Origin of the sequence: Burkholderia sp. AU33545 (genome assembly GCF_020419685.1) — a bacterium.
Taxonomy (GTDB): Bacteria; Pseudomonadota; Gammaproteobacteria; order Burkholderiales; family Burkholderiaceae; genus Burkholderia; species Burkholderia diffusa.
Map to the genome: position 1 here is coordinate 215,170 of NZ_JAIZRQ010000001.1, position 24,459 is coordinate 239,628.

At 65.5% G+C, this 24,459-nt stretch carries 24 protein-coding genes; 14 read left to right on the forward strand and 10 right to left on the reverse strand.

What is annotated here, in order from left to right; translation table 11 throughout:
- Window positions 1–30: 30 nt before the first annotated feature.
- The 3 genes from hrcA (at window position 31) to LGM71_RS00970 (ending at window position 2,669) form a co-directional block, all read left to right on the forward strand.
- On the forward strand, window positions 31–1,053 hold the full coding sequence (gene hrcA, locus LGM71_RS00960) for a heat-inducible transcriptional repressor HrcA (protein WP_011544637.1): 1,023 nt from the start codon (window positions 31–33) through the stop codon (window positions 1,051–1,053).
- A 138-nt stretch (window positions 1,054–1,191) separates the two neighbouring features.
- On the forward strand, window positions 1,192–2,256 hold the full coding sequence (hemH, locus tag LGM71_RS00965) for a ferrochelatase (protein WP_226113575.1): 1,065 nt from the start codon (window positions 1,192–1,194) through the stop codon (window positions 2,254–2,256).
- 5 nt (window positions 2,257–2,261) lie between these two features.
- A complete protein-coding gene (locus LGM71_RS00970; protein ID WP_059608298.1) occupies window positions 2,262–2,669 on the forward strand; it encodes an RNA-binding S4 domain-containing protein in 408 nt (135 codons plus the stop codon).
- Here LGM71_RS00970 and LGM71_RS00975 read toward each other — a convergent pair.
- Window positions 2,641–2,802, reverse strand: coding sequence for a hypothetical protein (locus LGM71_RS00975; protein WP_006476841.1), 162 nt, complete (start codon window positions 2,800–2,802; stop codon window positions 2,641–2,643). The genes LGM71_RS00970 and LGM71_RS00975 overlap by 29 nt on opposite strands.
- A gap of 351 nt (window positions 2,803–3,153) precedes the next feature.
- Here LGM71_RS00975 and grpE point away from each other — a divergent pair, with 351 nt between their 5' ends.
- The 5 genes from grpE to LGM71_RS01000 all read left to right on the forward strand — a co-directional run bounded on the left by grpE (window position 3,154) and on the right by LGM71_RS01000 (window position 9,564).
- Window positions 3,154–3,699, forward strand: coding sequence for a nucleotide exchange factor GrpE (grpE, locus tag LGM71_RS00980; protein ID WP_059465453.1), 546 nt, complete (start codon window positions 3,154–3,156; stop codon window positions 3,697–3,699).
- 10 nt (window positions 3,700–3,709) lie between these two features.
- Window positions 3,710–4,150 (forward strand): thioredoxin family protein, encoded by a 441-nt coding sequence (locus LGM71_RS00985; protein ID WP_226113577.1) that lies wholly within the window; start codon window positions 3,710–3,712, stop codon window positions 4,148–4,150.
- Between the two features lie 147 nt (window positions 4,151–4,297).
- On the forward strand, window positions 4,298–6,250 hold the full coding sequence (gene dnaK, locus LGM71_RS00990) for a molecular chaperone DnaK (protein WP_059608300.1): 1,953 nt from the start codon (window positions 4,298–4,300) through the stop codon (window positions 6,248–6,250).
- Window positions 6,251–6,503: 253 nt separating this feature from the next.
- Window positions 6,504–7,640 carry a molecular chaperone DnaJ gene (gene dnaJ, locus LGM71_RS00995; protein WP_226113585.1) on the forward strand — a complete coding sequence of 379 codons (1,137 nt, stop codon included), beginning with the start codon at window positions 6,504–6,506 and terminating at the stop codon, window positions 7,638–7,640.
- A gap of 4 nt (window positions 7,641–7,644) precedes the next feature.
- A complete protein-coding gene (locus LGM71_RS01000) occupies window positions 7,645–9,564 on the forward strand; it encodes a chorismate-binding protein (protein WP_226113587.1) in 1,920 nt (639 codons plus the stop codon).
- Window positions 9,565–9,700: 136 nt separating this feature from the next.
- Here the strand turns inward: LGM71_RS01000 and panB are convergent, their stop codons facing one another.
- The 6 genes from panB to hda are packed head-to-tail and all read right to left on the reverse strand — an operon-like array spanning window position 9,701 to window position 14,790.
- On the reverse strand, window positions 9,701–10,516 hold the full coding sequence (gene panB / locus LGM71_RS01005) for a 3-methyl-2-oxobutanoate hydroxymethyltransferase (protein ID WP_226113589.1): 816 nt from the start codon (window positions 10,514–10,516) through the stop codon (window positions 9,701–9,703).
- A gap of 45 nt (window positions 10,517–10,561) precedes the next feature.
- Entirely contained in the window at window positions 10,562–11,248 is a 687-nt protein-coding gene (locus tag LGM71_RS01010) for a deoxynucleoside kinase (protein ID WP_226113591.1), read from the reverse strand.
- Window positions 11,245–11,787, reverse strand: coding sequence for a 2-amino-4-hydroxy-6-hydroxymethyldihydropteridine diphosphokinase (gene folK / locus LGM71_RS01015; RefSeq protein WP_226113593.1), 543 nt, complete (start codon window positions 11,785–11,787; stop codon window positions 11,245–11,247). Before folK ends, LGM71_RS01010 begins: the two co-directional genes overlap by 4 nt.
- 35 nt (window positions 11,788–11,822) lie before the next feature.
- Window positions 11,823–13,361, reverse strand: coding sequence for a polynucleotide adenylyltransferase PcnB (gene pcnB, locus LGM71_RS01020; protein WP_226113595.1), 1,539 nt, complete (start codon window positions 13,359–13,361; stop codon window positions 11,823–11,825).
- Between the two features lie 5 nt (window positions 13,362–13,366).
- The gene (locus LGM71_RS01025; RefSeq protein WP_151047884.1) at window positions 13,367–14,044 is read right to left on the reverse strand and encodes an HAD family hydrolase; all 678 of its coding nucleotides are present in this window, start codon (window positions 14,042–14,044) and stop codon (window positions 13,367–13,369) included.
- A gap of 11 nt (window positions 14,045–14,055) precedes the next feature.
- Window positions 14,056–14,790, reverse strand: coding sequence for a DnaA regulatory inactivator Hda (gene hda / locus LGM71_RS01030; protein ID WP_059608306.1), 735 nt, complete (start codon window positions 14,788–14,790; stop codon window positions 14,056–14,058).
- A 247-nt stretch (window positions 14,791–15,037) separates the two neighbouring features.
- Between hda and purM the strand changes: the two genes are divergently transcribed.
- Both purM and LGM71_RS01040 read left to right on the forward strand, forming a co-directional pair.
- Complete coding sequence (gene purM, locus LGM71_RS01035) at window positions 15,038–16,093, forward strand: phosphoribosylformylglycinamidine cyclo-ligase (protein ID WP_059608307.1); 1,056 nt, start codon at window positions 15,038–15,040, stop codon at window positions 16,091–16,093.
- 107 nt (window positions 16,094–16,200) lie between these two features.
- Complete coding sequence (locus LGM71_RS01040; RefSeq protein WP_124624976.1) at window positions 16,201–16,596, forward strand: YybH family protein; 396 nt, start codon at window positions 16,201–16,203, stop codon at window positions 16,594–16,596.
- A gap of 55 nt (window positions 16,597–16,651) precedes the next feature.
- Here the strand turns inward: LGM71_RS01040 and miaA are convergent, their stop codons facing one another.
- Both miaA and mutL read right to left on the reverse strand, forming a co-directional pair.
- Window positions 16,652–17,629 carry a tRNA (adenosine(37)-N6)-dimethylallyltransferase MiaA gene (gene miaA / locus LGM71_RS01045; protein ID WP_226113597.1) on the reverse strand — a complete coding sequence of 326 codons (978 nt, stop codon included), beginning with the start codon at window positions 17,627–17,629 and terminating at the stop codon, window positions 16,652–16,654.
- Window positions 17,626–19,617: a DNA mismatch repair endonuclease MutL gene (mutL, locus tag LGM71_RS01050; protein WP_226113599.1), complete on the reverse strand. Its 1,992-nt coding sequence runs from the start codon at window positions 19,615–19,617 to the stop codon at window positions 17,626–17,628. Before mutL ends, miaA begins: the two co-directional genes overlap by 4 nt.
- A gap of 171 nt (window positions 19,618–19,788) precedes the next feature.
- Between mutL and LGM71_RS01055 the strand changes: the two genes are divergently transcribed.
- Window positions 19,789–20,472, forward strand: a complete 684-nt coding sequence (locus LGM71_RS01055; RefSeq protein ID WP_174911189.1) for a DedA family protein — start codon at window positions 19,789–19,791, stop codon at window positions 20,470–20,472.
- Between the two features lie 166 nt (window positions 20,473–20,638).
- On the opposite strand, the gene LGM71_RS01060 is transcribed toward LGM71_RS01055, so the two are convergent.
- Window positions 20,639–21,451 (reverse strand): mechanosensitive ion channel family protein, encoded by an 813-nt coding sequence (locus tag LGM71_RS01060; protein ID WP_124624988.1) that lies wholly within the window; start codon window positions 21,449–21,451, stop codon window positions 20,639–20,641.
- A gap of 328 nt (window positions 21,452–21,779) precedes the next feature.
- On the opposite strand from LGM71_RS01060, the gene LGM71_RS01065 reads away from it, so the two are divergent.
- From LGM71_RS01065 to LGM71_RS01075, 3 genes are read left to right on the forward strand one after another with little or no spacing between them, the layout of a single operon-like run.
- A complete protein-coding gene (locus LGM71_RS01065) occupies window positions 21,780–22,583 on the forward strand; it encodes an ABC transporter permease (RefSeq protein WP_226113601.1) in 804 nt (267 codons plus the stop codon).
- Complete coding sequence (locus LGM71_RS01070) at window positions 22,580–23,242, forward strand: ABC transporter ATP-binding protein (RefSeq protein WP_226113602.1); 663 nt, start codon at window positions 22,580–22,582, stop codon at window positions 23,240–23,242. Before LGM71_RS01065 ends, LGM71_RS01070 begins: the two co-directional genes overlap by 4 nt.
- Window positions 23,235–24,341, forward strand: coding sequence for a lipopolysaccharide biosynthesis protein (locus LGM71_RS01075; RefSeq protein ID WP_226113604.1), 1,107 nt, complete (start codon window positions 23,235–23,237; stop codon window positions 24,339–24,341). The genes LGM71_RS01070 and LGM71_RS01075 overlap by 8 nt, the downstream gene beginning before the upstream one ends.
- The last annotated feature ends 118 nt before the right edge of the window (window positions 24,342–24,459 follow it).

Genomic DNA, 24,459 nt, shown 5'->3' on the forward strand with positions numbered 1-24,459 from the left:
GGTCGCGTGGTTGCGCTAAAATTTTCCACCATGCTAGATCCTCGCGCACGAACCCTCCTGAAAACCCTGATCGAACGGTATATCGCCGACGGTCAGCCAGTCGGATCGCGCACGTTGTCCCGTTACTCCGGGCTCGAGCTGAGCCCGGCGACGATCCGCAACGTGATGTCCGACCTGGAGGAGCTCGGCCTCGTGTCGAGCCCGCACACGTCGGCCGGCCGCGTGCCGACGCCGCGCGGCTACCGGCTGTTCGTCGACACGATGCTGACGGTCGAGGCGCCGATCGACGCCGAGGCCGTCGCGCGGCAGGTGCAGAACACGCTGCAGGCCGGTGAGCCGCAGCAGCGGGTGGTGGCGGCCGCCGCGAGCGTGCTGTCGAACCTGTCGCAGTTCGCGGGTGTCGTGCTGACGCCGCGGCGCAGCCACGTGTTCAAGCAGATCGAGTTCATGCGCCTGTCGGACAAGCGCATCCTGCTGATCATCGTCACGCCCGAGGGCGACGTGCAGAACCGTATGCTCGCCACGCCGCGCGACTACTCGCCGTCGCAACTGACCGAGGCATCCAATTACATCAACGCGCATTTCGCCGGCCTGTCGTTCGACGAGGTGCGCCGCCGCCTGCGCGACGAGATCGACCAGTTGCGCGGCGACATGACCACGCTGATGCACGCGGCCGTGACGGCCAGCACCGAGGTGCCCGACACCGAGGACACCGTGCTGATTTCCGGCGAGCGCAACCTGCTCGAAGTGGCGGATCTTTCCTCCGACATGGCGCGGCTGCGCAAGCTGTTCGACGTGTTCGACCAAAAGACGGGCCTCCTGCAATTGCTCGACGTGTCGAGCCACGCCCAGGGCGTGCAGATCTTCATCGGCGGCGAATCGACGCTGGTGCCGATCGAGGAAATGAGCGTCGTGACCGCGCCCTACGAGGTGAACGGCCAGATCGTCGGCACGCTCGGCGTGATCGGCCCGACCCGCATGGCGTACAACCGCGTGATCCCGATCGTTGACATCACCGCGCGGCTGCTGTCACTCACGCTGAGCCAGCAGTAACCTGAACCGATCCCGTTTCGCCATCGTGCCGCGACGCCGCGTGCGCTGCCAGTCGGCCGAACGGCCAGCCAACCCCAGCGAGCCGGCCCGCTATAATTGAGGGCCGTCCGACTGCGTGCCTCGAGCACGTTCCTGCCCATGCGTTTCGATCTTGAGCCGCCTTCGAGCATTGCGGCCGCCCATCGCATCGGCGTGCTGCTGATCAATCTCGGCACGCCCGACGCTCCGACACCGCGCGCGGTGCGGCGCTATCTGGCCGAATTCCTGTCGGATCCCCGCGTCGTCGAAATCCCGCAGGTCGTCTGGCAGATACTGCTGCGCACGCTGATCCTGCCGCTGCGCGGTCGCGCGTCCGCGAAGAAATACGCGGCAGTGTGGATGCCCGAGGGCTCGCCGCTGCGCGTGTACACCGAGCGCCAGACCGAAGGCGTGCGCCACCTGCTCGCATCGAACGGCTACCAGGTGACGGTCGACTACGCGATGCGCTACGGCAGCCCAGGCATTGCGCAGGCACTCGCGCAGTTCAAGCGCGCGGGCGTCGAGCGTGTGCTGCTGATGCCGATGTATCCGCAATACTCGGCGTCCACCACCGCGACCGCATTCGATGCCGCGTTCGCCGCGCTCGCGCGGATGCGCAACCAGCCGGAAGTGCGCACGGTGCGGCAATATGCCGACCATCCGGCCTACATCCACGCGCTTGCCGAGCAGGTGCGTCAGTACTGGGCGCAGCACGGCCGGCCCGACTTCGCGGCCGGCGACAAGCTCGTGCTGAGTTTTCACGGGGTGCCGAAACGCACGCTCGACCTGGGCGACCCTTATCATGACCAGTGCCAGCAGACGGGCGCGCTGCTGATGGCCGCGCTCGGGCTGTCGACGCTCGAGTGCCGCGTGACGTTCCAGTCGCGCTTCGGCAAGGCCGAGTGGCTGCAGCCGTACACTGCGCCGACGCTGCGCGAACTCGGCGAGGCCGGCGTGCGGCGGGTCGACGTGTTCTGTCCCGGTTTTACGGCCGATTGTCTGGAGACGATCGAGGAGATCGGGATGGAGGTGCGCGACGAGTTCATCGCGGGCGGCGGCCAGGCTTTCCACCGGATTCCGTGTCTGAACGGCGCGTCCGCGTGGATCGGCGCGGTGGGCGAGATTGTCGCCGAGAATTTGCAGGGCTGGCCGGTGAAGGCCGCACAGCCCGAAACGGTGAATTGAACGCGATGAACTACAGGATTTCGACGGAACCCGGCGCGAAGCTGCGCATCGACAAATGGCTGTGGGCCGCGCGCTTCTTCAAGACGCGCTCGCTCGCGTCCGACGCGGTCGACAAGGGCCACGTGAAGATCGGCGGCGCGGCAGTCAAGCCGGCGAAGGACGTGCGCGTCGGCGACGAGGTCGAGATTGCGATCGACGGTGTCGTCTGGCACATTGCCGTGCTGGGCATTTGCGACGTGCGCGGACCCGCGAGCATCGCGCAGACGCTTTACGAGGAAACGGAAGCGGGGCGCGTCGCGCGGCTCGCTGAACTGGAGCGGCGCCGCACGTATCGTGAGCCGGCGGCGAATCTGCACGGCCGGCCGACCAAGCGCGACCGGCGCATCATCGACAGATTTTCTGGTGGGAGCTGAACATCTGGTCGAAAGTCGCCCGCGCGCTTCCGTATTCGGTCGTGCGGTCGGTCACGGCTCCGGACAGGCAGATGGTGGTGGTGCCGGCGATCAGTACCAGCGCGACCACCGATATGGCAAAGGTCAGTTTCACGGTACTCGCCTCGATGGGACGGTGAATGCAGCGCCAGGTGGATGTCAGGCGGCGGTAAGCTAGGGTAAACGCGCTTTCTCGACGCTTGAGTGGAGTGTAGTGCAGCCCCCTGTGCGCAGCTAGTACTCGCCTGGTAAGCGTTGTTACCGACCGTTTCGTCCGATCTGGCGACAAATGCGCGCAATCGGGCGGGGTGCGGCGCGGTTGTTTCGCAGTGTTGGCGAATACCGGCGAATAACCCTCTTGAAACCGCAGTTTTCGCCCTTATTTGCACCAACAATGTGCGGTGTCGTCGGCATACGGTCCGGCGGTTGCCGATTTGGCTTCAACCTCTAATCGACTTTCAGCGACATGGAAAACACGCAAGAGAACCCGGCTACCCAATCGGCCGAAGACATCGGCAGCGAGAAGCAGGCGGCGCAAGGCGCTGCTCCCGCCGCCGAAGCAGCCGACGCTGCGCTCGCGGAGGCTCAAGCCAAGGTCGCCGAGCTGCAGGAGAGCTTCCTCCGGGCGAAGGCCGAGACCGAGAACGTCCGCCGCCGTGCGCAGGAAGACGTCTCGAAGGCGCACAAGTTTGCGATCGAGGGCTTCGCGGAGCACCTGCTGCCCGTGCTGGACAGCCTCGAGGCTGCCGTCAGCGATACGTCCGGCGACATCACGAAGGTGCGCGAAGGCGTCGAGCTGACGCTGCGCCAGCTGACGAGCGCGCTCGAGAAGGGCCGCGTCGTCGCGATCAACCCGGTCGGCGAGAAGTTCGATCCGCACCAGCACCAGGCGATTTCGATGGTGCCGGCCGATCAGGAACCGAATACCGTCGTGACCGTCCTCCAAAAGGGTTACACGATCGCGGACCGCGTGCTGCGGCCGGCGCTCGTCACGGTCGCCCAGCCGAAGTAAGGCTGCCGCGATGGTTCCCGCCGGCGTCGATCCGGCCGCGTTCGAAGCGTTCGACATGCAGGCGCTGGCGGCCGACACGTTCGACGCCGCGATCGCCGGCGCCGGCGATGCACTCGCCGTGGTGTTCTTCTGGGGCGTCGACTGCTTCAACTGCGAGATCGCGAAGAAGGCGATGCTCGCCCAGACGGACGCGATGCGCGCGCTGGACCTGAAGTGGTTCCATTGCAACGTGTATGAACATCATGAGCTGGGGCGCCGCTTCGGCCTGCACGGTGTGCCGACATGGTTCTTTTTCCATCGCGGCAAGCGGCTCGGCCGCGCGACCGGCTGGCATGGCCTCGCGCAGTTCCAGGCGGCGGTGTCGGCGGCGCGCGCGAAGGTTGCCGCGGCGGCAGGCGCGCCGTCGGACCGCGACGTCGGTCCGCACGATCCGGCTACCGGCATCGATTGAAAAAATTTAATACCCGCATCGCTTGGCGGGTCTTGAAAACGGATCGGCCGGACGCATTTCGGGAACAGAGTTGAATTCTGGCGCGCGAAACCGCCCAAAAACGCGGGGTTTCGCGCAGCAAACAGGCATTTCTGGAGATTAGCAAAAATGGGAAAGATCATCGGTATCGACCTCGGCACCACGAACTCGTGCGTCGCCATCATGGAAGGCAACCAGGTCAAGGTCATCGAGAACTCGGAAGGCACGCGCACGACGCCGTCGATCATCGCCTACATGGACGATAACGAAGTGCTCGTCGGCGCACCGGCCAAGCGTCAGTCCGTGACCAACCCGAAGAACACGCTGTTCGCGGTGAAGCGCCTGATCGGCCGCCGCTTCGAAGAGAAGGAAGTCCAGAAGGACATCGGCCTGATGCCGTATACGATCATCAAGGCCGACAACGGCGACGCATGGGTCGAAGCGCACGGCGAGAAGCTGGCGCCGCCGCAGGTTTCGGCGGAAGTGCTGCGCAAGATGAAGAAGACGGCCGAAGACTACCTCGGCGAGCCGGTCACGGAAGCCGTGATCACGGTGCCGGCGTACTTCAACGACAGCCAGCGTCAGGCAACCAAGGACGCCGGCCGCATCGCGGGCCTCGAAGTCAAGCGGATCATCAACGAGCCGACCGCGGCTGCGCTCGCGTTCGGCCTCGACAAGGCCGAGAAGGGCGACCGCAAGATCGCCGTGTATGACCTCGGCGGCGGCACGTTCGACGTATCGATCATCGAGATCGCGGACGTCGACGGCGAAATGCAGTTCGAAGTGCTGTCGACCAACGGCGACACGTTCCTCGGCGGCGAGGACTTCGACCAGCGCATCATCGATTACATCATCGGCGAGTTCAAGAAGGAGCAGGGTGTCGACCTGTCGAAGGACGTGCTCGCGCTGCAGCGCCTGAAGGAAGCCGCTGAAAAGGCGAAGATCGAGCTGTCGTCGAGCCAGCAGACCGAAATCAACCTGCCGTACATCACGGCCGACGCATCGGGTCCGAAGCACTTGAACCTGAAGATTACCCGCGCGAAGCTGGAAGCGCTGGTCGAGGATCTGGTCGAGCGCACGATCGAACCGTGCCGCATCGCGATCAAGGACGCAGGCGTCAAGGTGTCGGACATCGACGACGTGATCCTGGTCGGCGGCCAGACCCGCATGCCGAAGGTGCAGGAGAAGGTGAAGGAGTTCTTCGGCAAGGACCCGCGCCGTGACGTGAACCCGGACGAAGCCGTCGCAGTCGGCGCGGCGATCCAGGGCCAGGTCCTGTCGGGCGACCGCAAGGACGTGCTGCTGCTCGACGTGACCCCGCTGTCGCTCGGCATCGAGACGCTCGGCGGCGTGATGACGAAGATGATCAACAAGAACACGACGATCCCGACGAAGCACGCACAGGTGTACTCGACGGCGGACGACAACCAGTCGGCCGTGACGATCAAGGTGTTCCAGGGCGAACGCGAGATGGCGGCAGGCAACAAGCTGCTCGGCGAGTTCAACCTCGAAGGCATCCCGCCGTCGCCGCGCGGCGTGCCGCAGATCGAAGTGACCTTCGACATCGACGCGAACGGCATCCTGCACGTCGGCGCGAAGGACAAGGCGACCGGCAAGGAAAACAAGATCACGATCAAGGCGAACTCGGGCCTGTCCGAAGCTGAAATCGACCAGATGATCAAGGACGCGGAAGCGAACGCAGCGGAAGACCACAAGCTGCGCGAGCTGGCCGATTCGCGCAACCAGGGCGACGCGCTGGTCCACAGCACGAAGAAGGCGCTCACCGAGTACGGCGACAAGCTGGAAGCGGGCGAGAAGGAAAAGATCGAAGCGGCGCTGAAGTCGCTCGAGGACGTGCTGAAGGATACGTCGGCCGACAAGGCGGCGATCGACGCGAAGGTCGAGGAACTCGGTCAGGCTTCGCAGAAGCTCGGCGAAAAGATGTACGCCGACATGCAGGCGCAGCAGGCCGGTGCGGCCGGCGCGGCGGGTGCAGCGGAAGGCGCGGCCCACGCGGGCGGCGCGCAGCAGGCTGCGGACGACGTCGTCGACGCCGAGTTCAAGGAAGTGAAGAAGGACTGAGCCGGGTTGCCATGGCACCGCACGCCGCGCGCGACACGCGCGCGGCGCGGCTGAACAGCGGTCTGTCTTTCCTTCCGGATGGCCGGATCGACTCCACGCCTGGCGGGCTTCGCGGCCCTCCGGGCACATTTGTTTTTTGGCGGGTGCTGCGCGAGCCGTCCGCGGACGGCGCAGCGCCAGACGAGTCGAGAGACTTTACTGCGGGCGAAAGGAGCCGCCGCGTGCGTGACACGCGACGGCACAGCGAATCGATATGGCGAAACGGGATTACTACGAGGTTCTGGGCGTCGCGAAGAATGCGAGCGACGACGAAATCAAGAAGGCGTATCGCAAGCTTGCGATGAAGTATCACCCTGACCGCAATCCGGACAGCAAGGATGCGGAAGAGCATTTCAAGGAAGTGAAGGAAGCCTATGAAATGCTGTCGGACGACCAGAAGCGCGCGGCGTACGATCAGTACGGCCACGCGGGCGTCGATCCGAACATGGGCGGTGCGGGCGGACAGGGTTTCGGCGGCTTCGCGGATGCGTTCGGCGACATCTTCGGCGACATCTTCGGTCAGGCCGCGGGCGGCGCCGCGCGTGGCGGCCGCGGCGGTCCGCAGGTGTATCGCGGTGCCGACCTGCGCTACAGCATGGAAATCACGCTTGAGCAGGCCGCGCACGGCTACGACACGCAGATCCGCGTGCCGAGCTGGGTCTCATGCGAAGTCTGTCACGGGGCGGGCGCGAAGCCTGGTACGAAGCCGGAAACCTGCCCGACTTGCCACGGCCAGGGCACGGTGCGCATGTCGCAGGGCTTCTTCAGCATCCAGCAGACCTGCCCGAAGTGTCACGGCACCGGCACCTACATCCCCGAACCGTGCGCGCATTGCCACGGATCGGGCAAGGTGAAGGAAACCAAGACGCTCGAAGTGAAGATCCCGGCCGGCATCGACGACGGCATGCGGATCCGCTCGGCCGGCAACGGCGAGCCTGGCATCAACGGCGGGCCGCCGGGCGATCTGTACGTCGAGATCCACATCAAGCCGCACTCGGTGTTCGAGCGCGACGGCGACGATCTCCACTGCCAGATGCCGATCCCGTTCACGACCGCCGCACTCGGCGGCGAGATCGAGGTGCCGACGCTGGCCGGCCGTGCGTCGTTCCCGGTGCCGGAAGGTACCCAGTCGGGCAAGACGTTCCGCCTGCGCGGCAAGGGGATCAAGGGTCTGCGTTCGAGCATCGCGGGCGATCTGTACGTACACGTGCAGGTCGAGACGCCCGTGAAGCTGACCGACCAGCAGCGTGATCTGCTCAAGCAGTTCGAGAAGTCGCTGGCCGAGGGCGGTGCGCGTCACAGTCCGCAGAGCAAGAGCTGGTTCGACCGGGTGAAGAGCTTCTTCGAGTGACGGCATGACTGAAGGCAACGAGAGCGCGTCGTTCGCGCTCTTGGACGATTGCGACTCGACCGCGTCCACGCGGTCGAGTCGTTTGTATTCCGGTTTCGTGCGGGAGCGCGTGTGTACGGATCCGGCACGGCTCGACGAGCTCGATGCGGCGGTGGCGCAGGATCTGCGCGACGGGCTGCATGCGGTCGTCGTCGGCGATTACGAATTCGGACGCAATCTTGAAAGAGCGCAGCCGGGCCATGCCCCGCTGCGCTTTTTGCTCTATGCGCGCTGCGAGCGCCTGTCGCGCGACGAAGTCGATGCGTGGCTCGCGCAGCGGGACGGCGGCGGCCCGCCGTCGATCGCGGGCGTCGCGCATGTCGCGAAGAGCGTGTCGCGCGACGCGTTCGACGCGGCGATCGCTGCGGTGCACGACGCGCTGCGCGCGGGCGATTCGTACCAGATCAACTACACGTATCGGCTGAATTTCGACATGTTCGGCACGCCGCTCGCGCTGTACCGGCGGCTGCGCGCGCGTCAGCCCGTGCGTTATGGCGCGCTGATCGCGCTGCCCGACAGTGCGTGGGTCGTGTCGTGCTCGCCGGAGCTGTTCGTCGAGAAGCACGGCGACATGCTGCGCGCGCGACCGATGAAAGGCACCGCGCCGCGCTCGGCCGATCCGCGCGACGACGCGGCGGCCGCCGCGTTCCTCGCGAACGATCCGAAGAACCGCGCGGAAAACGTGATGATCGTCGACCTGCTCCGCAACGACGTGTCGCGGATCGCGCGTACGGGCACGGTCAGGGTGCCGGCGCTGTTCTCGGTCGAGCCGTACGCGTCGGTATGGCAGATGACGTCGACGGTCGAGGCCGGCTGGCGCGACGGCACCACGTTCGCGCAGATGCTGCGCGCGCTGTTTCCATGCGGATCGATCACCGGTGCGCCGAAGCACAAGACGATGGAACTGATCGACGCGATCGAGTCGACGCCGCGCGGGCTCTATACGGGCGCGATCGGCTGGCTCGACGCACCGAAGGAAGGGGCAGCGGCAGGCGATGCGTCGCCCGGCGATGCGACCGGCTGCGGCGATTTCTGCCTGTCGGTCGCAATCCGGACGCTGACGCTCGAGGCGGTCGATGTCGATGCTGCCGCAACGATCGACACGCGTGACGCGGCAGCGGCCGCTGGCGGCCGGCGACGCGGCACGATGGGGGTCGGCGCGGGCATCGTGCTCGACAGCGTCGCCGCCGACGAATATGCGGAGTGCGAATTGAAAGCGCGATTCCTGACCGACGCCGATCCCGGCTTTCAGTTGTTCGAAACCACCGCCGCGACGCGTGCGGACGGCATCCGGCATCTCGAGCGCCATCTCGCGCGGCTGCGGCGCAGCGCGGATGCATTCGGCTTCCGCCTCGACGCCGATGCGTTGCGCCGCGAGATCGACGCGCGCTGCGCGGCGCTCGACGGCGACGGCCCGTACCGGATGAAGCTCGCGCTCGCGAAGGACGGCACGATCGACATCATGGCCGCGACGATGAAACCGCTTCCCGCTGGGCCGGTCGGCGTGATGCTTGCGTCCGCGCACGGGTTCGCACCGACCCGCACGGACGACGCGCTGCTGCTGCACAAGACGACGCGCCGTGCCGAATACGATCGCGCATGGCAGGTGGCGGAAGCGCTTGGTGGCTTCGACATGCTGTTTGTCAACGAGCGCGGCGAAGTGACGGAAGGCGGGCGCTCGAACCTGTTCGTGAAGCTCGATGGCCAGTGGGTGACCCCGCCGCTGTCGAGCGGTGTGCTGCCGGGCGTGATGCGCGGCGTGCTGCTCGACGACCGCACATTCGGCGCCCAGGAGCGCATCGTCACGCTCGACGATCTGGCGCGCGCCGAGGCGCTGCTGCTGACCAATGCACTGCGCGGCGCGCTCGATGCGGTATTGAAATGACGCGATGAACGACTGGGCCGCGTGCCCGACGAACCGATACCGCTGATCTTCGGCAACACCGCATCCAAGGAAAAAGCGCGGCGCCCTGCAAAGGGTGCCGCGCTTTTTTTCGTATCGAACAGGCGCCGGCCGCGCGTCAGAACGAGTGTTCCGGGCCCGGGAACGAGCAGTCCTTCACCGCGCTCACATATGCCTCGACGGCCGCCTGGATGTTCGGCTGGCCCTGCATGAAATCCTTCACGAAACGCGGGCGCTTGCCGGGGAAAATGCCGAGCATGTCGTGCAGCACCAGCACCTGGCCCGAGCATTCGAGGCCCGCGCCGATGCCGATCGTCGGGATTTTCAGCATGTGCGTGACTTCGGACGCGACGAGCGTCGGCACCGCTTCGAGCACCACGAGCTGCGCGCCCGCGTCCTCGATCGCGCGCGCATCGCGCAGCAGCTGCGCGGCGCCAGCTTCCGTGCGGCCTTGCACCTTGAAGCCGCCGAACGCATGCACCGACTGCGGCGTGAGGCCGAGGTGCGCGCACACCGGCACCGAGCGTTCAACGAGGAAGCGGACCGTGTCGGCGAGCCATTCACCGCCTTCGAGCTTGACCATCTGCGCGCCGGCGCGCATCAGCGTGACCGCGTTCGCGAACGCCTCGGCCGGTGTGCCGTACGTGCCGAACGGCAGATCGGCGACGATGAGCGCGCGCGGCTGCGCACGCGCGACGCATGCGGTGTGGTACGCGATGTCGTCGATCGACACGGGGAGCGTGGTGGTGTGGCCCTGCAGCACGTTGCCGAGCGAGTCGCCGATCAGCAGCACGTCGGTGCCGGCGCGATCGAGCAGCGCGGAAAAGCTCGCGTCGTAGCAGGTGAGCATCGCGATCTTCTCGCCGGCCTCGCGCATTGCCTGCAGCTTGGGCACAGTGACGGCAGGCCGGCTCGATTCCTGGAGATAGGTCATGGGGAAATCCGGTTCGATGGGGGAGGAACGACAGGCGAGGACGCGTCAGCGCGTCGTTTCGCCCTTGACGAAGAATTCCTTGCGGCCGCGCATCGTGTCGATGCGCTCGATCAGCAGCGCGAGGTCTTCGGGGGAGTCTTGCGGGTTCAGGTGTTCGGCTGCGACCGTGAGTACCGGCGTTCGGTCGTAGTGATAGAAGAATTCGTTGTACGCATCGACGAGCGAGCGCAGGTACGCGTCGCTGATCTGCAGCTCCATTGGCAGCCCGCGCTTCTGGATGCGCGAGAACAGCACCTCGGGGCTCGCCTGCAGATAGACGACGAGATCGGGCGCGGGGGCTTGCGGGACGTCGAGGTGCGTCGCGATCGAGCGGTACAACTGCCATTCGTCTTCCGGCAGGTTCAGCCGCGCGAAGATGTCGTTCTTCTGCGGCATGAAATCGGCGACGACGGGCCGGCCCGTCTCGAGCGCGCCGATCAGTTCGCGCGCCTGCTGCGCGCGCTGCAGCGCGAACGACAACTGCGCGGGCAGCGCGTAGCGCGCGGTGTCGCGATAGAAGCGTTCGAGGAACGGGTTGTCCTGCGGGCGCTCGAGCAGCGTCTGCATCGACCAGCGCTCGGCGAAGAGGCGCGCGAGCGTCGTCTTGCCGACGCCGATCGGCCCTTCGATCACCAGATAGCGATGCGGGGCGCGCAGGTCTGGCGCGGTGACGGTCAGCGGAGTGATGTTCATCGGCAGCGGTTCTTGTCGGCGTCAGCGCCGGCGGCAAGGGCCTTCTGCATCAGGCATTGACAGGTCTGTACCTTCTCGACGCGCTGATCCGCGACAGAGGCGAGGTATGCATCGGCGCGGCCGCGCGCGGGGATGTCGAGCGCCGGCTCGATCTCGACGAGCGGCACGAGCGCGAATGCGCGATCGGTGAGGCGCGGATGCGGGACGATCAGGTCGGGTTCGTCGATCGAATCGGAGCCGAACAGCAGGATGTCGAGGTCGAGCGTGCGCGGCGCGTTGCGATACGGGCGCTCGCGCCCGAAGTGATGTTCGATCTTCTGGCAGAGCGCGAGCAGCTCACGGGCCGACAGCGTCGTGTCGAGCTTGACGACGCAGTTGTAGTAATCGTCGCCGCCCGCTTCGAAGGGCGCCGTGCGATACAGGCTCGATTTGCCGAGGACCGAGATGGTGCGCTGCTGCGCGAGGCACACCACCGCGTCCTTCAGGGTCTGGCGCGCATCGCCGAGATTCGCCCCCAGTCCGATATATGCAACCGTCATGGCATCACTTCCTACGTCGTTCGCCGGCGCGCGCGTCAGTCGTCGGAACCGCCCGCGGTGTCCGGCGCCTGCTCGGCGGCGCCTTCGCCCGGATTGCGGTTTCGCGCACCGCCGCGGCGGCGCCGCTTGCGGGGCGATTTTTCCTTCGAGCCGCCCTGCGTGAGGAGTGCCTCGCGCGCGGCCGCGTCGCCTTCGATGAAATCCGTCCACCACTGTCCGACTTCCGCATCGAGCTCGCCGGATTCGCAGCGTAACAGGAGGAAATCATACCCCGCTCTAAACCTTTGGTGTTCCAGCAGCCGCATCGCGCTGCGGCCCGAGCGTTTTTCGAGGCGCAACTGCAGGCCCCAGATCTCGCGCATGTCGGCCGAGTAGCGCTTGTGGATCGCGAGTTTCTCGGTCTGCATGTCGATCACGTCGTCCATCGCGCGATGGAGCGCCGGCACCGGGAATTCGCCTTCCGCCGTGTATTGCTCGAAGCGCTGGCGCATGTCGTGCCACAGCAGCGTCGCGAACAGGAAGCCCGGCGATACCGTCTTGCCGGCGCGCACGCGCGCGTCGGTGTTGTTCAGCGCGAGCGTGATGAACTTCTCGCCCTGCGGTTGTTCGAGCACGACGTCGAGGAGCGGCAGCAGCCCGTGGTGCAGGCCCTCCTTGCGCAGCCGCTGCAGGCACGCCAGCGCGTGGCCCGACAGCAGCAGCTTCAGCATTTCGTCGAACAGGCGCGCGGCCGGCACGTTGTTGATCAGGTCGGCGAGCGCCTTGATCGGTTCGCGCGTATGCGGCTCGATCTCGAAGCCGAGCTTTGCCGCAAAGCGCACGACGCGCAGCATCCGCACCGGATCCTCGCGGAAGCGCGTGGCCGGGTCGCCGATCATCCGCAGCAGGCGGGCGCGCATGTCGGCCATCCCGTCGTGGTAGTCGAGCACCGTCTGCGTCGACGGGTCGTAGTACATCGCGTTGATCGTGAAGTCGCGGCGCGCGGCGTCTTCGTGCTGTTCGCCCCACACGTTGTCGCGCAGCACGCGGCCGCTGGCGTCGACCGCGTGCGTGCGGCGATCGAGTTCGTCGCGCTTCAGGCGCTTCGGCGGCTCGGCCGACGCGGCAGCCTCGGGCGGCGCATCGACCAGTGCGCGGAACGTCGACACCTCGATCAGTTCCTGGCCGAACTGCACGTGGACGATCTGGAAGCGGCGGCCGATCAGGCGCGCGCGGCGGAACAGGCGCTGGACTTCGGTCGGCGTCGCGTCGGTCGCGACGTCGAAGTCCTTCGGCGCGATGCCGAGCAGCAGGTCGCGCACCGCGCCGCCGACGATGAATGCGCGAAAGCCCGCCTGCTGCAGCGTGTCGGTCACGCGGACGGCATTGCGCGAGATCAGTGACGGATCGATCTGGTGCACGCTGGCCGGCACGACGGTCGGTTCGTGATTGCTGCGCGGCTTCCTGGCGGCGCCGCCGCGGCTACCCTTCGCGGGGCGCTGGGCAGGGGCCGTGTCGGCGGCGGGCGCCTCGGCGGGTGACGTTTGTTCGGCGCCGTCCTGGCCGAGCAGCTTGCGAATGAATTTTTTGATCACGACGTTCAGAAGAGATCGAGGATGCGCCAGCCGCGCGCGCTTGCATGCGCACGCAACGTGTCGTCGGGGTTGGTCGCGATCGGGTCGGTGACTTTCTCGAGCAACGGGATGTCGTTGTGCGAGTCGCTGTAGAAGTAGCTGTGCTCGAAGTCGTTCCAGTGCTTGCCGAGCGACGCGAGCCATGCTTCGGTGCGCACGATCTTGCCTTCGCGATAGCTCGGCGTGCCGGTCGGCCGGCCCGTGTACGGCGAGTCGGGATGCCCGTCGGTCGTTTCGACCTCGCACGCGATCAGCGTGTCGACGCCGAACGCGGTCGCGATCGGACGCGTGATGAATTCGTTGGTGGCCGTCACGACGCAGCACAGGTCGCCGGCATCGAGGTGCTTGCGCACGAGTTCGAGCGCGGCGGGCGTCATCGCGGGGCGGATCACCTCGTGCATGTACTGCTCGTGCCATTCGGCGAGCTGCGCGCGCGAATACTTCGCGAGCGGCGTGAGCATCGCGCACAGGTACGCATGGATGTCGAGCTTGCCGGCCTTGTAGTCGGCGAAGAACTGATCGTTCTGACGCGAGAAGCTTTCCGCGTCGACGATGCCGAGCTTCACCATGAAGCGGCCCCATTCGTGGTCGCTATCGGTCGGGATCAGCGTGTGATCGAGGTCAAAGAGTGCCAGATTAGTCATGGATGCGCATTTTACTCGAAGCGGTTCGGGCCTGTGCCCGGCGGTGCGATGTCGTCGCCGGGGCGGGCCAGCATCCGGCGCAGCAGCGGCAGCGTGACGGCGCGCTTCTGCTCGAGCGAGAAGCGGTCGAGCGCGTCGAGCAGCGCCATCAGGCTCGGCATGTCGCGGCGGAAATGGGTCAGCAGGTAGGCGGCGATGTCGTCGGTGAGCGCGATCCCGCGCTCTTTCGCCGCTAGCTTCAGCACGGCGATCTTGCCGGCATCGGACGGCGGCGACAGGTGAAACACGAGCCCCCAGCCGAGGCGCGTGCGCAGATCCTCGCGCACGTCGAGCGCGAGCGGCGCCGCCGGGCCTGCCGCGACGAACGCGCTCGACGGGTGCGCGCGGACCTCGTTGAACAGGTTGAACAGCGCGACCTGCTGCGTGTCGCTCATCCGGTCGCAGTCGTCGATCGCGTAGATGCCGATGCGCGCGTCGAACGTGAACGCGCCGAGCGGGCTTTGCGGCGTCAGGTAGCGCGCGTTGCCGTACGACGCGTCGCTCACGAGCGCCTGCAGCAGATGGGTGCGGCCGCTGCCGGGCTCACCCCAGATATAGAACGACCGGTCCGGCACGGGCCCCGCCGCGAGCGCGAGGTCGAGCTTCTGGAGCCGCGAGATGAGCTCGTCGTTCTCCTCATTCATGATGAAGTTGTCGAACGTGGCGGGCGGCGGCGTGCCGAGATCGAGCGTCAGTTGACGGGACACAACAGTCACAATGCGGGTCGGTTGATGAAACGCGCGCCGTACGCCGGGCACGCGCGGGGGGCTGCTCCGGTGCCTGCACACGCGGCCGCACGCACGGCGGCGCGCGGGTTTCGGCGCGGCTCGCGTAGCGATGAAAACGGGGACGTGTCGAGCAAGATGCAATCCCTGACGATTCGGTGCTGGGAATTCCGGCCAACGGGCCGGCTTCGGGTAAAATCGCATTTTACCGACCTTCTCGCATTCCCCCATGAATCCTCCGAAATCCGCTCCCGACGCTCAGGGTCTGTCCTACCGCGACGCAGGCGTCGACATCGACGCAGGCGACGCGCTCATCGACAAGATCAAGCCTTTTGCGAAGAAAACCCTGCGCGACGGCGTGCTCGGCGGCATCGGCGGGTTCGGCGCGCTGTTCGAAGTGCCGAAGAAGTACAAGGAGCCCGTGCTCGTGTCGGGCACCGACGGCGTGGGCACCAAGCTCAAGCTGGCCTTTCATCTGAACAAACACGACACCGTCGGCCAGGATCTGGTGGCGATGAGCGTGAACGACATCCTCGTGCAGGGTGCAGAGCCGCTGTTCTTCCTCGACTACTTCGCGTGCGGCAAGCTCGACGTCGACACGGCCGCAACGGTCGTCAAGGGCATCGCGCACGGCTGCGAACTGTCGGGCTGCGCGCTGATCGGCGGCGAGACGGCCGAAATGCCGGGCATGTACCCGGACGGCGAATACGACCTGGCCGGTTTCGCGGTCGGCGCGGTCGAGAAGAGCAAGATCATCGACGGCAGCACGATCGCCGAAGGCGACGTGGTGCTCGGCCTTGCTTCGAGCGGCATCCACTCGAACGGCTTCTCGCTCGTGCGCAAGATCATCGAGCGCGCGAACCCCGACCTGTCGGCCGATTTCCACGGCCGCTCGCTGGCCGACACGCTGATGGCACCCACGCGCATCTACGTGAAGCCGCTGCTCGCGCTGATGCAGAAGCTGCCGGTGAAGGGCATGGCCCACATCACGGGTGGCGGCCTCGTCGAGAACATTCCGCGCGTGCTGCGCGATGGCCTCACGGCCGAGCTCGACCAGAACGCGTGGCCGCTCCCGCCGCTGTTCAAGTGGCTGCAGGAGCACGGCGGCGTCGCCGACGCCGAAATGCACCGCGTGTTCAACTGCGGGATCGGGATGGCCGTGATCGTCGCGGCGGCCGATGCCGACGCGGCCATCGCCGACCTGACGGCCGCCGGCGAACAGGTGTGGAAGATCGGCACCGTGCGTGCGAGCCGCGAAGGCGAGGCGCAGACGGTCGTGGTCTGACGCACCGCACGCAAGATGCAGCAAGTAAAGCCGCCCGGAGTCGATCCGGGCGGCTTTTTTTCTGGCGTGGCCCGGCGTATCGGCGGGCCGCCGAAGGAGCAACGACGATGACCGAAGACGAACGCGCGATTCGCGATCTGGTGGAAACCTGGTTCGTGTCGAGCCGGCGCGGCGATCTGGCCACTGTGCTCGACCTGATCGCCGACGACGCGATTTTCATGGTGGCCGGCAAGCCGCCGTTCGACAAGGCGGCGTTCGCGGCCGCATCGCGCGACGCAAATGCGGCGGCTGGCAATGGGCCGAAAGTCGACGGCCGTTACCGGATCGACGAACTGCGCGTGATGGGCGACTGGGCGTACATGCGTAATTTCATCGAGATCGATGTGACGCCGCCGGGCGGTGATGCCGTGCGCCGCTCCGGCCATACGCTGACGATCTTCCGCAAGTCGGATGGCCGATGGCAGCTCGCGCGGGACGCGAATCTCGTCATGCTCGCGCACTGAGCGGGGCAGGGGCATTACGTGTGCGCAGCGGGCGACGCGCGCCGATCCGGCCCCGTTAGTGATCCTCGATACGGCCGTCCAGCACGCGTTCAAGCGCGTCAACCGCCCGGTCGGTCGAATCCGGCGCGATGCAGTCGACGACGATCCGCTCGGGCATCGCGCGCAGCCACGTGATCTGCCGTTTGCACAGCTGGCGCGTCGCGAAGATACCTTTGTCGCGCATGGTCCGGTAGTCGGTGTCGCCGTCGAGGAACTCCCATGCCTGCCGGTAGCCGACGCAGCGCATCGACGGCAGGCCGAGGTGCAGATCCTCGCGGCGGCGCAGCCGTTCGACTTCGTCGATGAAGCCCGCGTCGAGCATCGCGTCGAAGCGTTGCTCGATGCGCGCGTGCAGCACCGCGCGGTCCGACGGCTCGAGCGCCACCGGCACGAAGCGGTACGCGGTGGCCGCATCGTCCGCTCGCCGCGGCGCGGCAAGCAGCGCCGACATCGGCTGCCCGCTCAGCAGGAACACTTCAAGCGCGCGCTGGATCCGCTGCGAATCGTTCGGGGCGAGCCGCGCGGCCGTCGCGGGGTCGACCTGCGCGAGCCGCGCATGGAGTGCCGGCCAGCCGTCGCGCGCGGCGTCGGCATCGAGCTCCGCGCGCACGGCCGGATCGGCGGTCGGCAGGTCGTTGAGGCCCTGCGTCAGCGCCTTGTAGTACAGCATCGTGCCGCCCGCGAGCAGCGGCGTGCGGCCGCGCGCGACGATCTCGCCGATCACGCGCAGCGCGTCCGCGCGGAATTCGGCCGCCGAATAGGCGTCGGCCGGGTCGATGATGTCGATCAGGTGGTGCGGCACGCTCGCGCGCTCGTCGCGCGTCGGTTTCGCGGTGCCGATATCCATGTCGCGGTAGACGAGCGCCGAATCGACGCTGACGATCTCGATCGGACGGCGCGCGGCGAGCGCCAGCGCCGCGGCCGTCTTGCCCGAAGCAGTGGGGCCGAGCAGGCAGGCGATCGTCGTTGGACGAGACTGCGGTGAAGCGCTCATTGGCCGCGCATGAAGAGACGGTCGAGATCGTTCAGCGTGAGCTGATACCACGTCGGCCGGCCGTGATTGCACTGGTCCGCGCGTTCGGTTGCCTCCATCTGGCGCAGCAGCGCGTTCATCTCGTCGAGCGTCAGGCGCCGGTTCGCGCGCACCGCATGGTGACACGCGAGCGTGCCGAGCAGCTCGTGCTGGCGCTCGGTGAGCACGCGTGAACCGCCGAACGCATGCAGGTCGGCGAGCACCGCGCGCGCGAGCGACTGCAAATCAGCGTCCTTCAGCAGCGCGGGCACCGCGCGGACCGCAAGCGTCGTCGGCGACAGCACCGCGAGGTCGAAGCCGAGCGATTCGAGCGTGTCGCGTTCTTCCTCGACCGTGCCGATCTCGACCGGCGTCGCCGTCATCGATATCGGCAGCAGCAGTGACTGCACCGCGACCGTGCGGTCGGCGAGCGCGTTCTTGAACTGTTCGTAGAGGATCCGTTCGTGCGCCGCGTGCATGTCGACGATCACGAGGCCGTGCGCATTCTGCGCGAGCACGTAGATCCCGTGAATCTGGCCGAGTGCGAAGCCGAGCGGCTGCTCGCCGTGTACGGTGGCGGCAAGCGGCGACGCGGCGAAGCCCGGCAGCGGCGCGGCTGGCGCACCGACCGCATCCGCCGAATCGCGCGCGATGATCGTCGTGCCATCCGGCGTGCCCGCACCCGTGTCCTTGCGGCCGAACAGCGCGTCGTAGAGCGCGAGCGGTTGCGCGACCGGCAGTGTGCCCTGCGTCATGCGTGCCTGGCGCATCCACGTGTTGCCCGACGACGACGATGACGGCGACGAGAAGCCGCTGCCGCCCTTGCCGGTGGCCGCGCCCTGGCCGAGTGGCGTATTCAGGAACGACGCGGGGCCGCTCGGCGCCGGAGAGAGTTGCGCGGCATGGCCGCCCGCGGTGGTTTCCGGCGACGCGCCCGCGTGGCGCGCGAGTGCGCGCTGCACCGCGTGGAACACGTACTGGTGGATCGAACGCGAATCGCGGAACCGCACCTCGATCTTCGATGGGTGCACGTTCACGTCGACCGCTTCCGGCGGCAGGTCGAGGAACAGCACGTACGATGGGTAGCGGTCGCCGTGGAGGACGTCCTCGTACGCCGCGCGCACCGCATGCGTGAGCAGCTTGTCGCGCACGAAGCGGCCGTTGACGAAGAAGTATTGCTGGTCGGCGCGGCCGCGGCTCGCGGTCGGCAGGCCCGCGCAGCCGTAGACGGCGAGCGGCCCGGCCTGCTCGTCGAGCGGCAGGTGCGCGGTGGCGAAGCCGTCGCCGAGAATCTTCGCGACACGCTGCGCGGGCTCGGTCGCGTTCCAGTGCTCGACGGCCTTGCCATTGTGCAGCACCGAGATCGCGACGTCCGGCCGCGCGAGCGCCGCGCGGCGGATCATTTCGAGGCAGTGGCCGAATTCGGTCTGCTCGCTTTTCAGGAACTTGCGGCGCGCGGGCGTGTTGAAGTACAGCTCGCGCACCTCGATCGTCGTGCCGACCGCGCCAGCGGCCGGCGACAGCGCGCCCGTGGTCGCGTCGATCTTCGTCGCATGCGCGACGTCGGCCGTGCGGCTCGTGATCGACATCTCGGCGACCGACGCGATCGACGCGAGGGCTTCGCCGCGAAAACCCAGCGTCGCGACCGCCTCCAGCTCCTCGAGCGAGCGGATCTTGCTCGTCGCGTGACGCATCAGCGCGAGCGGCAGTTCGGCGGGCGGGATTCCGCAGCCGTCGTCGGTGATCGAGATGCGCTTGACGCCGCCTTCCTCGAGCACGATGCGCAGCGTCGTCGCACCGGCGTCCATCGCGTTCTCGAGCAATTCCTTGACGACCGACGCCGGGCGTTCGACGACCTCGCCGGCAGCGATCTGACTGATCAACTGGTCGGGCAGGGGCTGGATCGCGCGCAGCGGGCGCGGAGCAGGGGCGGGCGCGGCGCCCGCGGCCGTTTCGGTGATTTCGGACATGGCCGAATTATAGCGAGGCGGCGGTGGCGTGCCGGGGCGGTGCCGGTTACGTTTTTTCACGGAGCCTTAAGGTAGTTTCGGTATGATGGCTCCGTTCCGCGTGCCGCCTTGTCCGGCGGGCACTTCCGCCTTTTCGGCCGTTCCGGCCCTTTCGCCTTCGAGGAATCGCATTTGGATACGCTGCTTCATTTCGTCAACCTGGTCCTGCATATCGACGCGTTCCTCGGCGACTTCATCCGGCAGTACGGTGCGTGGGTGTATCTGGTGCTGTTCCTGATCGTGTTCTGCGAGACCGGGCTCGTCGTGCTGCCGTTCCTGCCCGGCGATTCCCTGCTGTTCATCGGCGGCGCGTTCGCGGCGACGGGCGACATGAACCTTGGTGCGCTGATCGTGCTGCTGCTGGTCGCGGCGATTGCCGGCAATACCGTGAACTACCTGATCGGCCGCTGGATCGGGCCGAAGGTGTTCAATACGCATATTCCGGTGCTCGAGCGCTTCCTCGATCGCGCGGCGCTGCAGAAGACCCACACGTTCTACGACAAGCACGGCGGCAAGACGATCGTGCTCGCGCGCTTCATCCCGGTCGTGCGCACGTTCGCGCCGTTCGTCGCCGGCGCGTCGTCGATGAGCGTCACGCGCTTCCAGCTGTTCAACGTGATCGGCGCGCTGGTCTGGGTGCTGCTGCTGGTGCTGCTCGGCTACTTCTTCGGCAACATTCCGTTCATCCGCCAGTATCTGAACGTGATCGTGCTGGCGGGGATCGGTGCGGCGATCGTGCCGGTTGCGCTGGGCGCGCTGTGGAAGCTGGTGCGCGGGCGGCGATCGGACGGAGCGCCGAAGGCTGGCGGTCACTGAGCCGCGCGTGTTCGCTTCGGCGCAATAAAAAAGCGTGGCGGCTGCCACGCTTTTTTTTCGTCCGTGCGGCCCGACCGATTGCCGATTTGCGGTATCGGCCGATCCGGCTGCTCGACGCCGGCTGCTTCAGTCAGAATCCCGCGGACCGATGGGCGACACCGTTGCGTCAGGTCGTGCGATGCAAGATCGGTGTTTCGGGCGTCGGGTATTGCGCGTCGCGGAACGTCTCGAGGATCACGCGATTGGTATCGCAGTACACCTGCCAGTAGTTCTCCGGCTGCGTCGACGGACGCACGAACAGCAGCGGGCCTTCCGGCGTGAACTGCAGCACGCCGACGTCCGGCGCCGGATCGGGCAGCACGTTCGGGATCTGCTGGATCCGTGACTTCAGGCGGTTGATTGCATCGACCGCGTCCACGCTGTTCGCAATCTTGGCGGTCAGGTCGACGCGGCGATGCGGCGTCGCGCTGTAGTTCGCGATGTTGTCCGAGAAGATCTTGTTGTTGCCGACGATCGTCACGATGTTATCGGCGGTGATGATCGTCGTGCCGAACAGACCGAGTTCCTTCACCGTGCCGGTGACGCCGCCCGCGCTGATCACGTCGCCGATCTTGAACGGACGCAGCACCTGCATGAACACGCCGGCGGCGAAGTGGGCGAGCAGGCCGCCCCAGGCGGTGCCGATCGCGAGGCCGAGGCCGGCGAGCAGCGCGGCGAACGACGTGGTCTGCACGCCGAAGATCTGCAGGATCGCGAGGATCAGCAGGATCGTCAGCAGCACGCCGACCACGGAGGTCAGGTAGTCGGTGAGCGTCGGGTCGACCTTGCCGCTGCGGCGCACGACCTTGCCGAGCAGGCGCGTGGCGATGCGGATCGCCCAGCGACCGACGAACCACAACACGATCGCGGCGAGGAGATTCAGGCCAAAGTCGAGGCCGCGGGTCATCAGGAATTGCTGGGCGGATTCCAGGTTCAGCATGGGGGCTCCAAGGTGACGTGAATCTGGCAGTTTAAAGGGACTCTTGCCTGATTATTACCGTCTTTTACAAGGTGAAGCGGTGATGGCTCCCGGCTCTGCATTGCGCGACAAAGGAAAGGTATTTTTTACTGCTTTACGCAAATTCATCGTGCGAATCGAAAGCATGTATAAAAGTGATAACAGGTTTAAAAGCAAAGAAGTTTTCAGGTATGTAAGCTGGTACAATGCGGCGCCTGGGTAGTCTGGGGTGATTTGAAAATTCAGGGGCGCGGGGGAAAAGTCCACCGTGCACGGGGCGCAAACGATAAAAGTAGGATCGGGGTTGGGTATGGCAGAACCGCCAAATGGGGATTCCAGGCTGGGCGAAGCGTTTGCTATTCAGCGAAGAGTCGTTTATGCATTGTTTTTGCGCGAACTGAAAACGCGGTTCGGCAAGCATCGGCTCGGGTATCTTTGGGTGTTTCTCGAGCCTATCGTTCACATGCTCGTTTTGTTCGCGATCCTTGGTTTGATCGCAAAACATACGATGCCCGATATTTCGTTTCCCGTATTTCTCATCTGCGGCCTGGTGCCGTACTTCATGTTCATCAACATCGCGCTGCGGTCGTTGAACGCGCTTGAGGCGAATCTCGGGCTGCTGAGCTATCGTCCGGTGCATCCGCTCGACACATTGATTGCGCGTGCTGGTCTCGAATGCATTATCAGCGCGGTTGTCCTGGTTGTATTGTTGATCGTTCTCGGTCTCGGCGGACAGCCGGTTCAACTGGGCGATATTCCGGAACTCGCCGGAATCTGGGCGGTACTTGTGCTTCTAGGGCTGGGTGTCGGGATCATTTTCATGGTTATAGGCCACGAATTTCCGGTCAGCGAGAAGGTCATCCCATTGTTCATGCGCCCCCTCTATTTCACCAGTGCGGTCATGTATCCGCTAACGACCATTCCGGCGGAATACCGCGGCTGGGTGTTGTGGAATCCTCTTGTTCATATTCTCGAATTGTTGCGGCATACGATCGTACCGGCGTATGCGGTTGAAAACGTCGGCCTCGTATACCCGGCGTTCTGTGCGCTTGTCGTCCTGTTCGCTGGTATGGCCCTGTACAAGGCACGTGAACCATCCCTGCTGCGATCATGATTCGACTCGAGAATCTCACGAAATCGTATAAGACGCCGTCGGGGCGACATTACGTGTTCAAGGACGTCAATGTCGAAGTGCCGTCAGGGAAAAGTATTGGCCTGATCGGGCGAAACGGCGCAGGCAAGAGCACGCTGCTCAGCATCATCGGCGGTATTGATCGTCCCGATCGCGGTCGGGTCGTGACGAACCGGCGCATTTCGTGGCCGGTTGGTCTTGCGAACGGATTTCAAAGCAGCATGACGGGGCGCGAGAACGTCAAGTTCGTTGCGCGCCTGTACGCGAGCAAGGGCGAACTGGCGGAGAAGGTGCAGTTTGTCGCGGACTTCTGCGAACTCGGCAAATTCTTCGACATGCCGATCCGCAGCTACTCCACTGGTATGCGGGCCCGATTGGGATTTGGGCTGTCGATGGCGTTCGACTTCGACTACTACGTGATTGACGAGGTGACGGCGGTTGGCGATGCCGTCTTTAGAAAGAAAAGCGAGGCGTTGATGATGGCCAGGCGCGCCGTCAGCCAGTTCATTTTTGTGTCGCATGGTCTCGACGAGGTCCGTCGGATCTGCGATGTCGGATTGCTGATCGGCAACGGGAAAGTCACGTACTACCCCGACGTGAATGAGGCAATCGAAGTTTACAAGCAAGAGAACAATGTCTGATTGGTTGGGGAAGCTGCGCAGGCAGCGGCTGCAGGTGTCGCTTGTCGCGGTACCGCTTGTCGTTTGCGGGTTGTATCTCGGACTGGTTTCGCGGGATCGCTACGTCAGTGAATCGCAGGTGCTGGTCAAGGATTCGGGGCGCTCCGTAGGGACGGGGCTGAATATTCAAGCGCTGCTTGGGGGCGGTGGCGATGCGTCGGCACGGGACGACGCGGTCGTGCTCAGGCAGTACATCGAATCGCCCGACATGTTGGCGAAAGTGGATGCTCGGTTGCACCTGAAGGACGCGTTCGGCCATGTCGGGCTCGACTTGCTCAACCGGCTCTCACCGCATGCCACGCGAGAGGAAACACTGAAGTACTACTTGCGGCGCGTCAGCGTTGAAGTAGACGAAAAGACGGGGCTTCTGACGATTCGGACGCAAGGCCTGTCGCCGGCCTTCGCGCAGACGTTCAATCGAACGTTGCTGAGCGAAAGCGAAGCTTTCCTGAACGAACTGTCGCATCGCATTTCGCGTAATGACATGCTTTTTGCCCGTGAGGAAATCGACCGCTCGTATGACGAGGTCAAGACGGCCCGTGATGCCGTACTCGCCTTCGAAAACAAGACCGGCATGCTGGACCCGACGGCGAGTGCCGAAGCTGGCGGGCGCATGGTGGTTGAAATGCAGTCGAAGCAGGCAGAACTCGAAGCTGAGTTGCGCAACCTGCAGACGTACATGAACGACGACGCACCTCCGGTCGTCGCGAAACGTAACGCGTTATCGGCGCTTGTCGCGCAGATCGCTGTCGAGAGAGCCAAGCTCAGTGCGCCTGGCGACGGCAAGATGAACCGCACAGCCGCGCAGTACGCGGAACTGAAGTCTCGTCTCCAGTTCGCGACCGACCTGTACAAGGTATCGCTATCGACTTTCGAAAAGGCACGGATCGAATCGGGACACAAGGCGAAGAGCTTGTCCGTGATCGTGGCGCCGAACCTGCCGGAAGAGGCCGAGTACCCACGCAAGCTTCACATCATGATGTCTCTCGTTGTCGGATTGTTGTTGCTGTTCGGTGTCGCGAAGCTGGGACAAGCGATTATCGAAGATCACCGGACGTAACGCATAAGGTTGCTGCCGCGATTTCGTATCGGGTCGGCAGTGCGCACGAACTTGAACGGCTGTACAGCGTCGTTGCCATTGACCGGGTGGCGAATGCAAACAGGCATCGACGAACGCA

What these genes read in the sequence shown, in the direction of transcription:
- hrcA (WP_011544637.1), top strand. Translation starts at nt 31, where the DNA reads ATGCTAGATCCTCGCGCACGAACCCTCCTGAAAACCCTGATCGAACGG.
- hemH (WP_226113575.1), top strand. Translation starts at nt 1,192, where the DNA reads ATGCGTTTCGATCTTGAGCCGCCTTCGAGCATTGCGGCCGCCCATCGC.
- LGM71_RS00970 (WP_059608298.1), top strand. Translation starts at nt 2,262, where the DNA reads ATGAACTACAGGATTTCGACGGAACCCGGCGCGAAGCTGCGCATCGAC.
- grpE (WP_059465453.1), top strand. Translation starts at nt 3,154, where the DNA reads ATGGAAAACACGCAAGAGAACCCGGCTACCCAATCGGCCGAAGACATC.
- LGM71_RS00985 (WP_226113577.1), top strand. Translation starts at nt 3,710, where the DNA reads ATGGTTCCCGCCGGCGTCGATCCGGCCGCGTTCGAAGCGTTCGACATG.
- dnaK (WP_059608300.1), top strand. Translation starts at nt 4,298, where the DNA reads ATGGGAAAGATCATCGGTATCGACCTCGGCACCACGAACTCGTGCGTC.
- dnaJ (WP_226113585.1), top strand. Translation starts at nt 6,504, where the DNA reads ATGGCGAAACGGGATTACTACGAGGTTCTGGGCGTCGCGAAGAATGCG.
- LGM71_RS01000 (WP_226113587.1), top strand. Translation starts at nt 7,645, where the DNA reads ATGACTGAAGGCAACGAGAGCGCGTCGTTCGCGCTCTTGGACGATTGC.
- panB (WP_226113589.1), bottom strand. Translation starts at nt 10,516, where the DNA reads ATGACCTATCTCCAGGAATCGAGCCGGCCTGCCGTCACTGTGCCCAAG.
- LGM71_RS01010 (WP_226113591.1), bottom strand. Translation starts at nt 11,248, where the DNA reads ATGAACATCACTCCGCTGACCGTCACCGCGCCAGACCTGCGCGCCCCG.
- folK (WP_226113593.1), bottom strand. Translation starts at nt 11,787, where the DNA reads ATGACGGTTGCATATATCGGACTGGGGGCGAATCTCGGCGATGCGCGC.
- LGM71_RS01025 (WP_151047884.1), bottom strand. Translation starts at nt 14,044, where the DNA reads ATGACTAATCTGGCACTCTTTGACCTCGATCACACGCTGATCCCGACC.
- purM (WP_059608307.1), top strand. Translation starts at nt 15,038, where the DNA reads ATGAATCCTCCGAAATCCGCTCCCGACGCTCAGGGTCTGTCCTACCGC.
- LGM71_RS01040 (WP_124624976.1), top strand. Translation starts at nt 16,201, where the DNA reads ATGACCGAAGACGAACGCGCGATTCGCGATCTGGTGGAAACCTGGTTC.
- miaA (WP_226113597.1), bottom strand. Translation starts at nt 17,629, where the DNA reads ATGAGCGCTTCACCGCAGTCTCGTCCAACGACGATCGCCTGCCTGCTC.
- mutL (WP_226113599.1), bottom strand. Translation starts at nt 19,617, where the DNA reads ATGTCCGAAATCACCGAAACGGCCGCGGGCGCCGCGCCCGCCCCTGCT.
- LGM71_RS01060 (WP_124624988.1), bottom strand. Translation starts at nt 21,451, where the DNA reads ATGCTGAACCTGGAATCCGCCCAGCAATTCCTGATGACCCGCGGCCTC.
- LGM71_RS01065 (WP_226113601.1), top strand. Translation starts at nt 21,780, where the DNA reads ATGGCAGAACCGCCAAATGGGGATTCCAGGCTGGGCGAAGCGTTTGCT.
- LGM71_RS01070 (WP_226113602.1), top strand. Translation starts at nt 22,580, where the DNA reads ATGATTCGACTCGAGAATCTCACGAAATCGTATAAGACGCCGTCGGGG.
- LGM71_RS01075 (WP_226113604.1), top strand. Translation starts at nt 23,235, where the DNA reads ATGTCTGATTGGTTGGGGAAGCTGCGCAGGCAGCGGCTGCAGGTGTCG.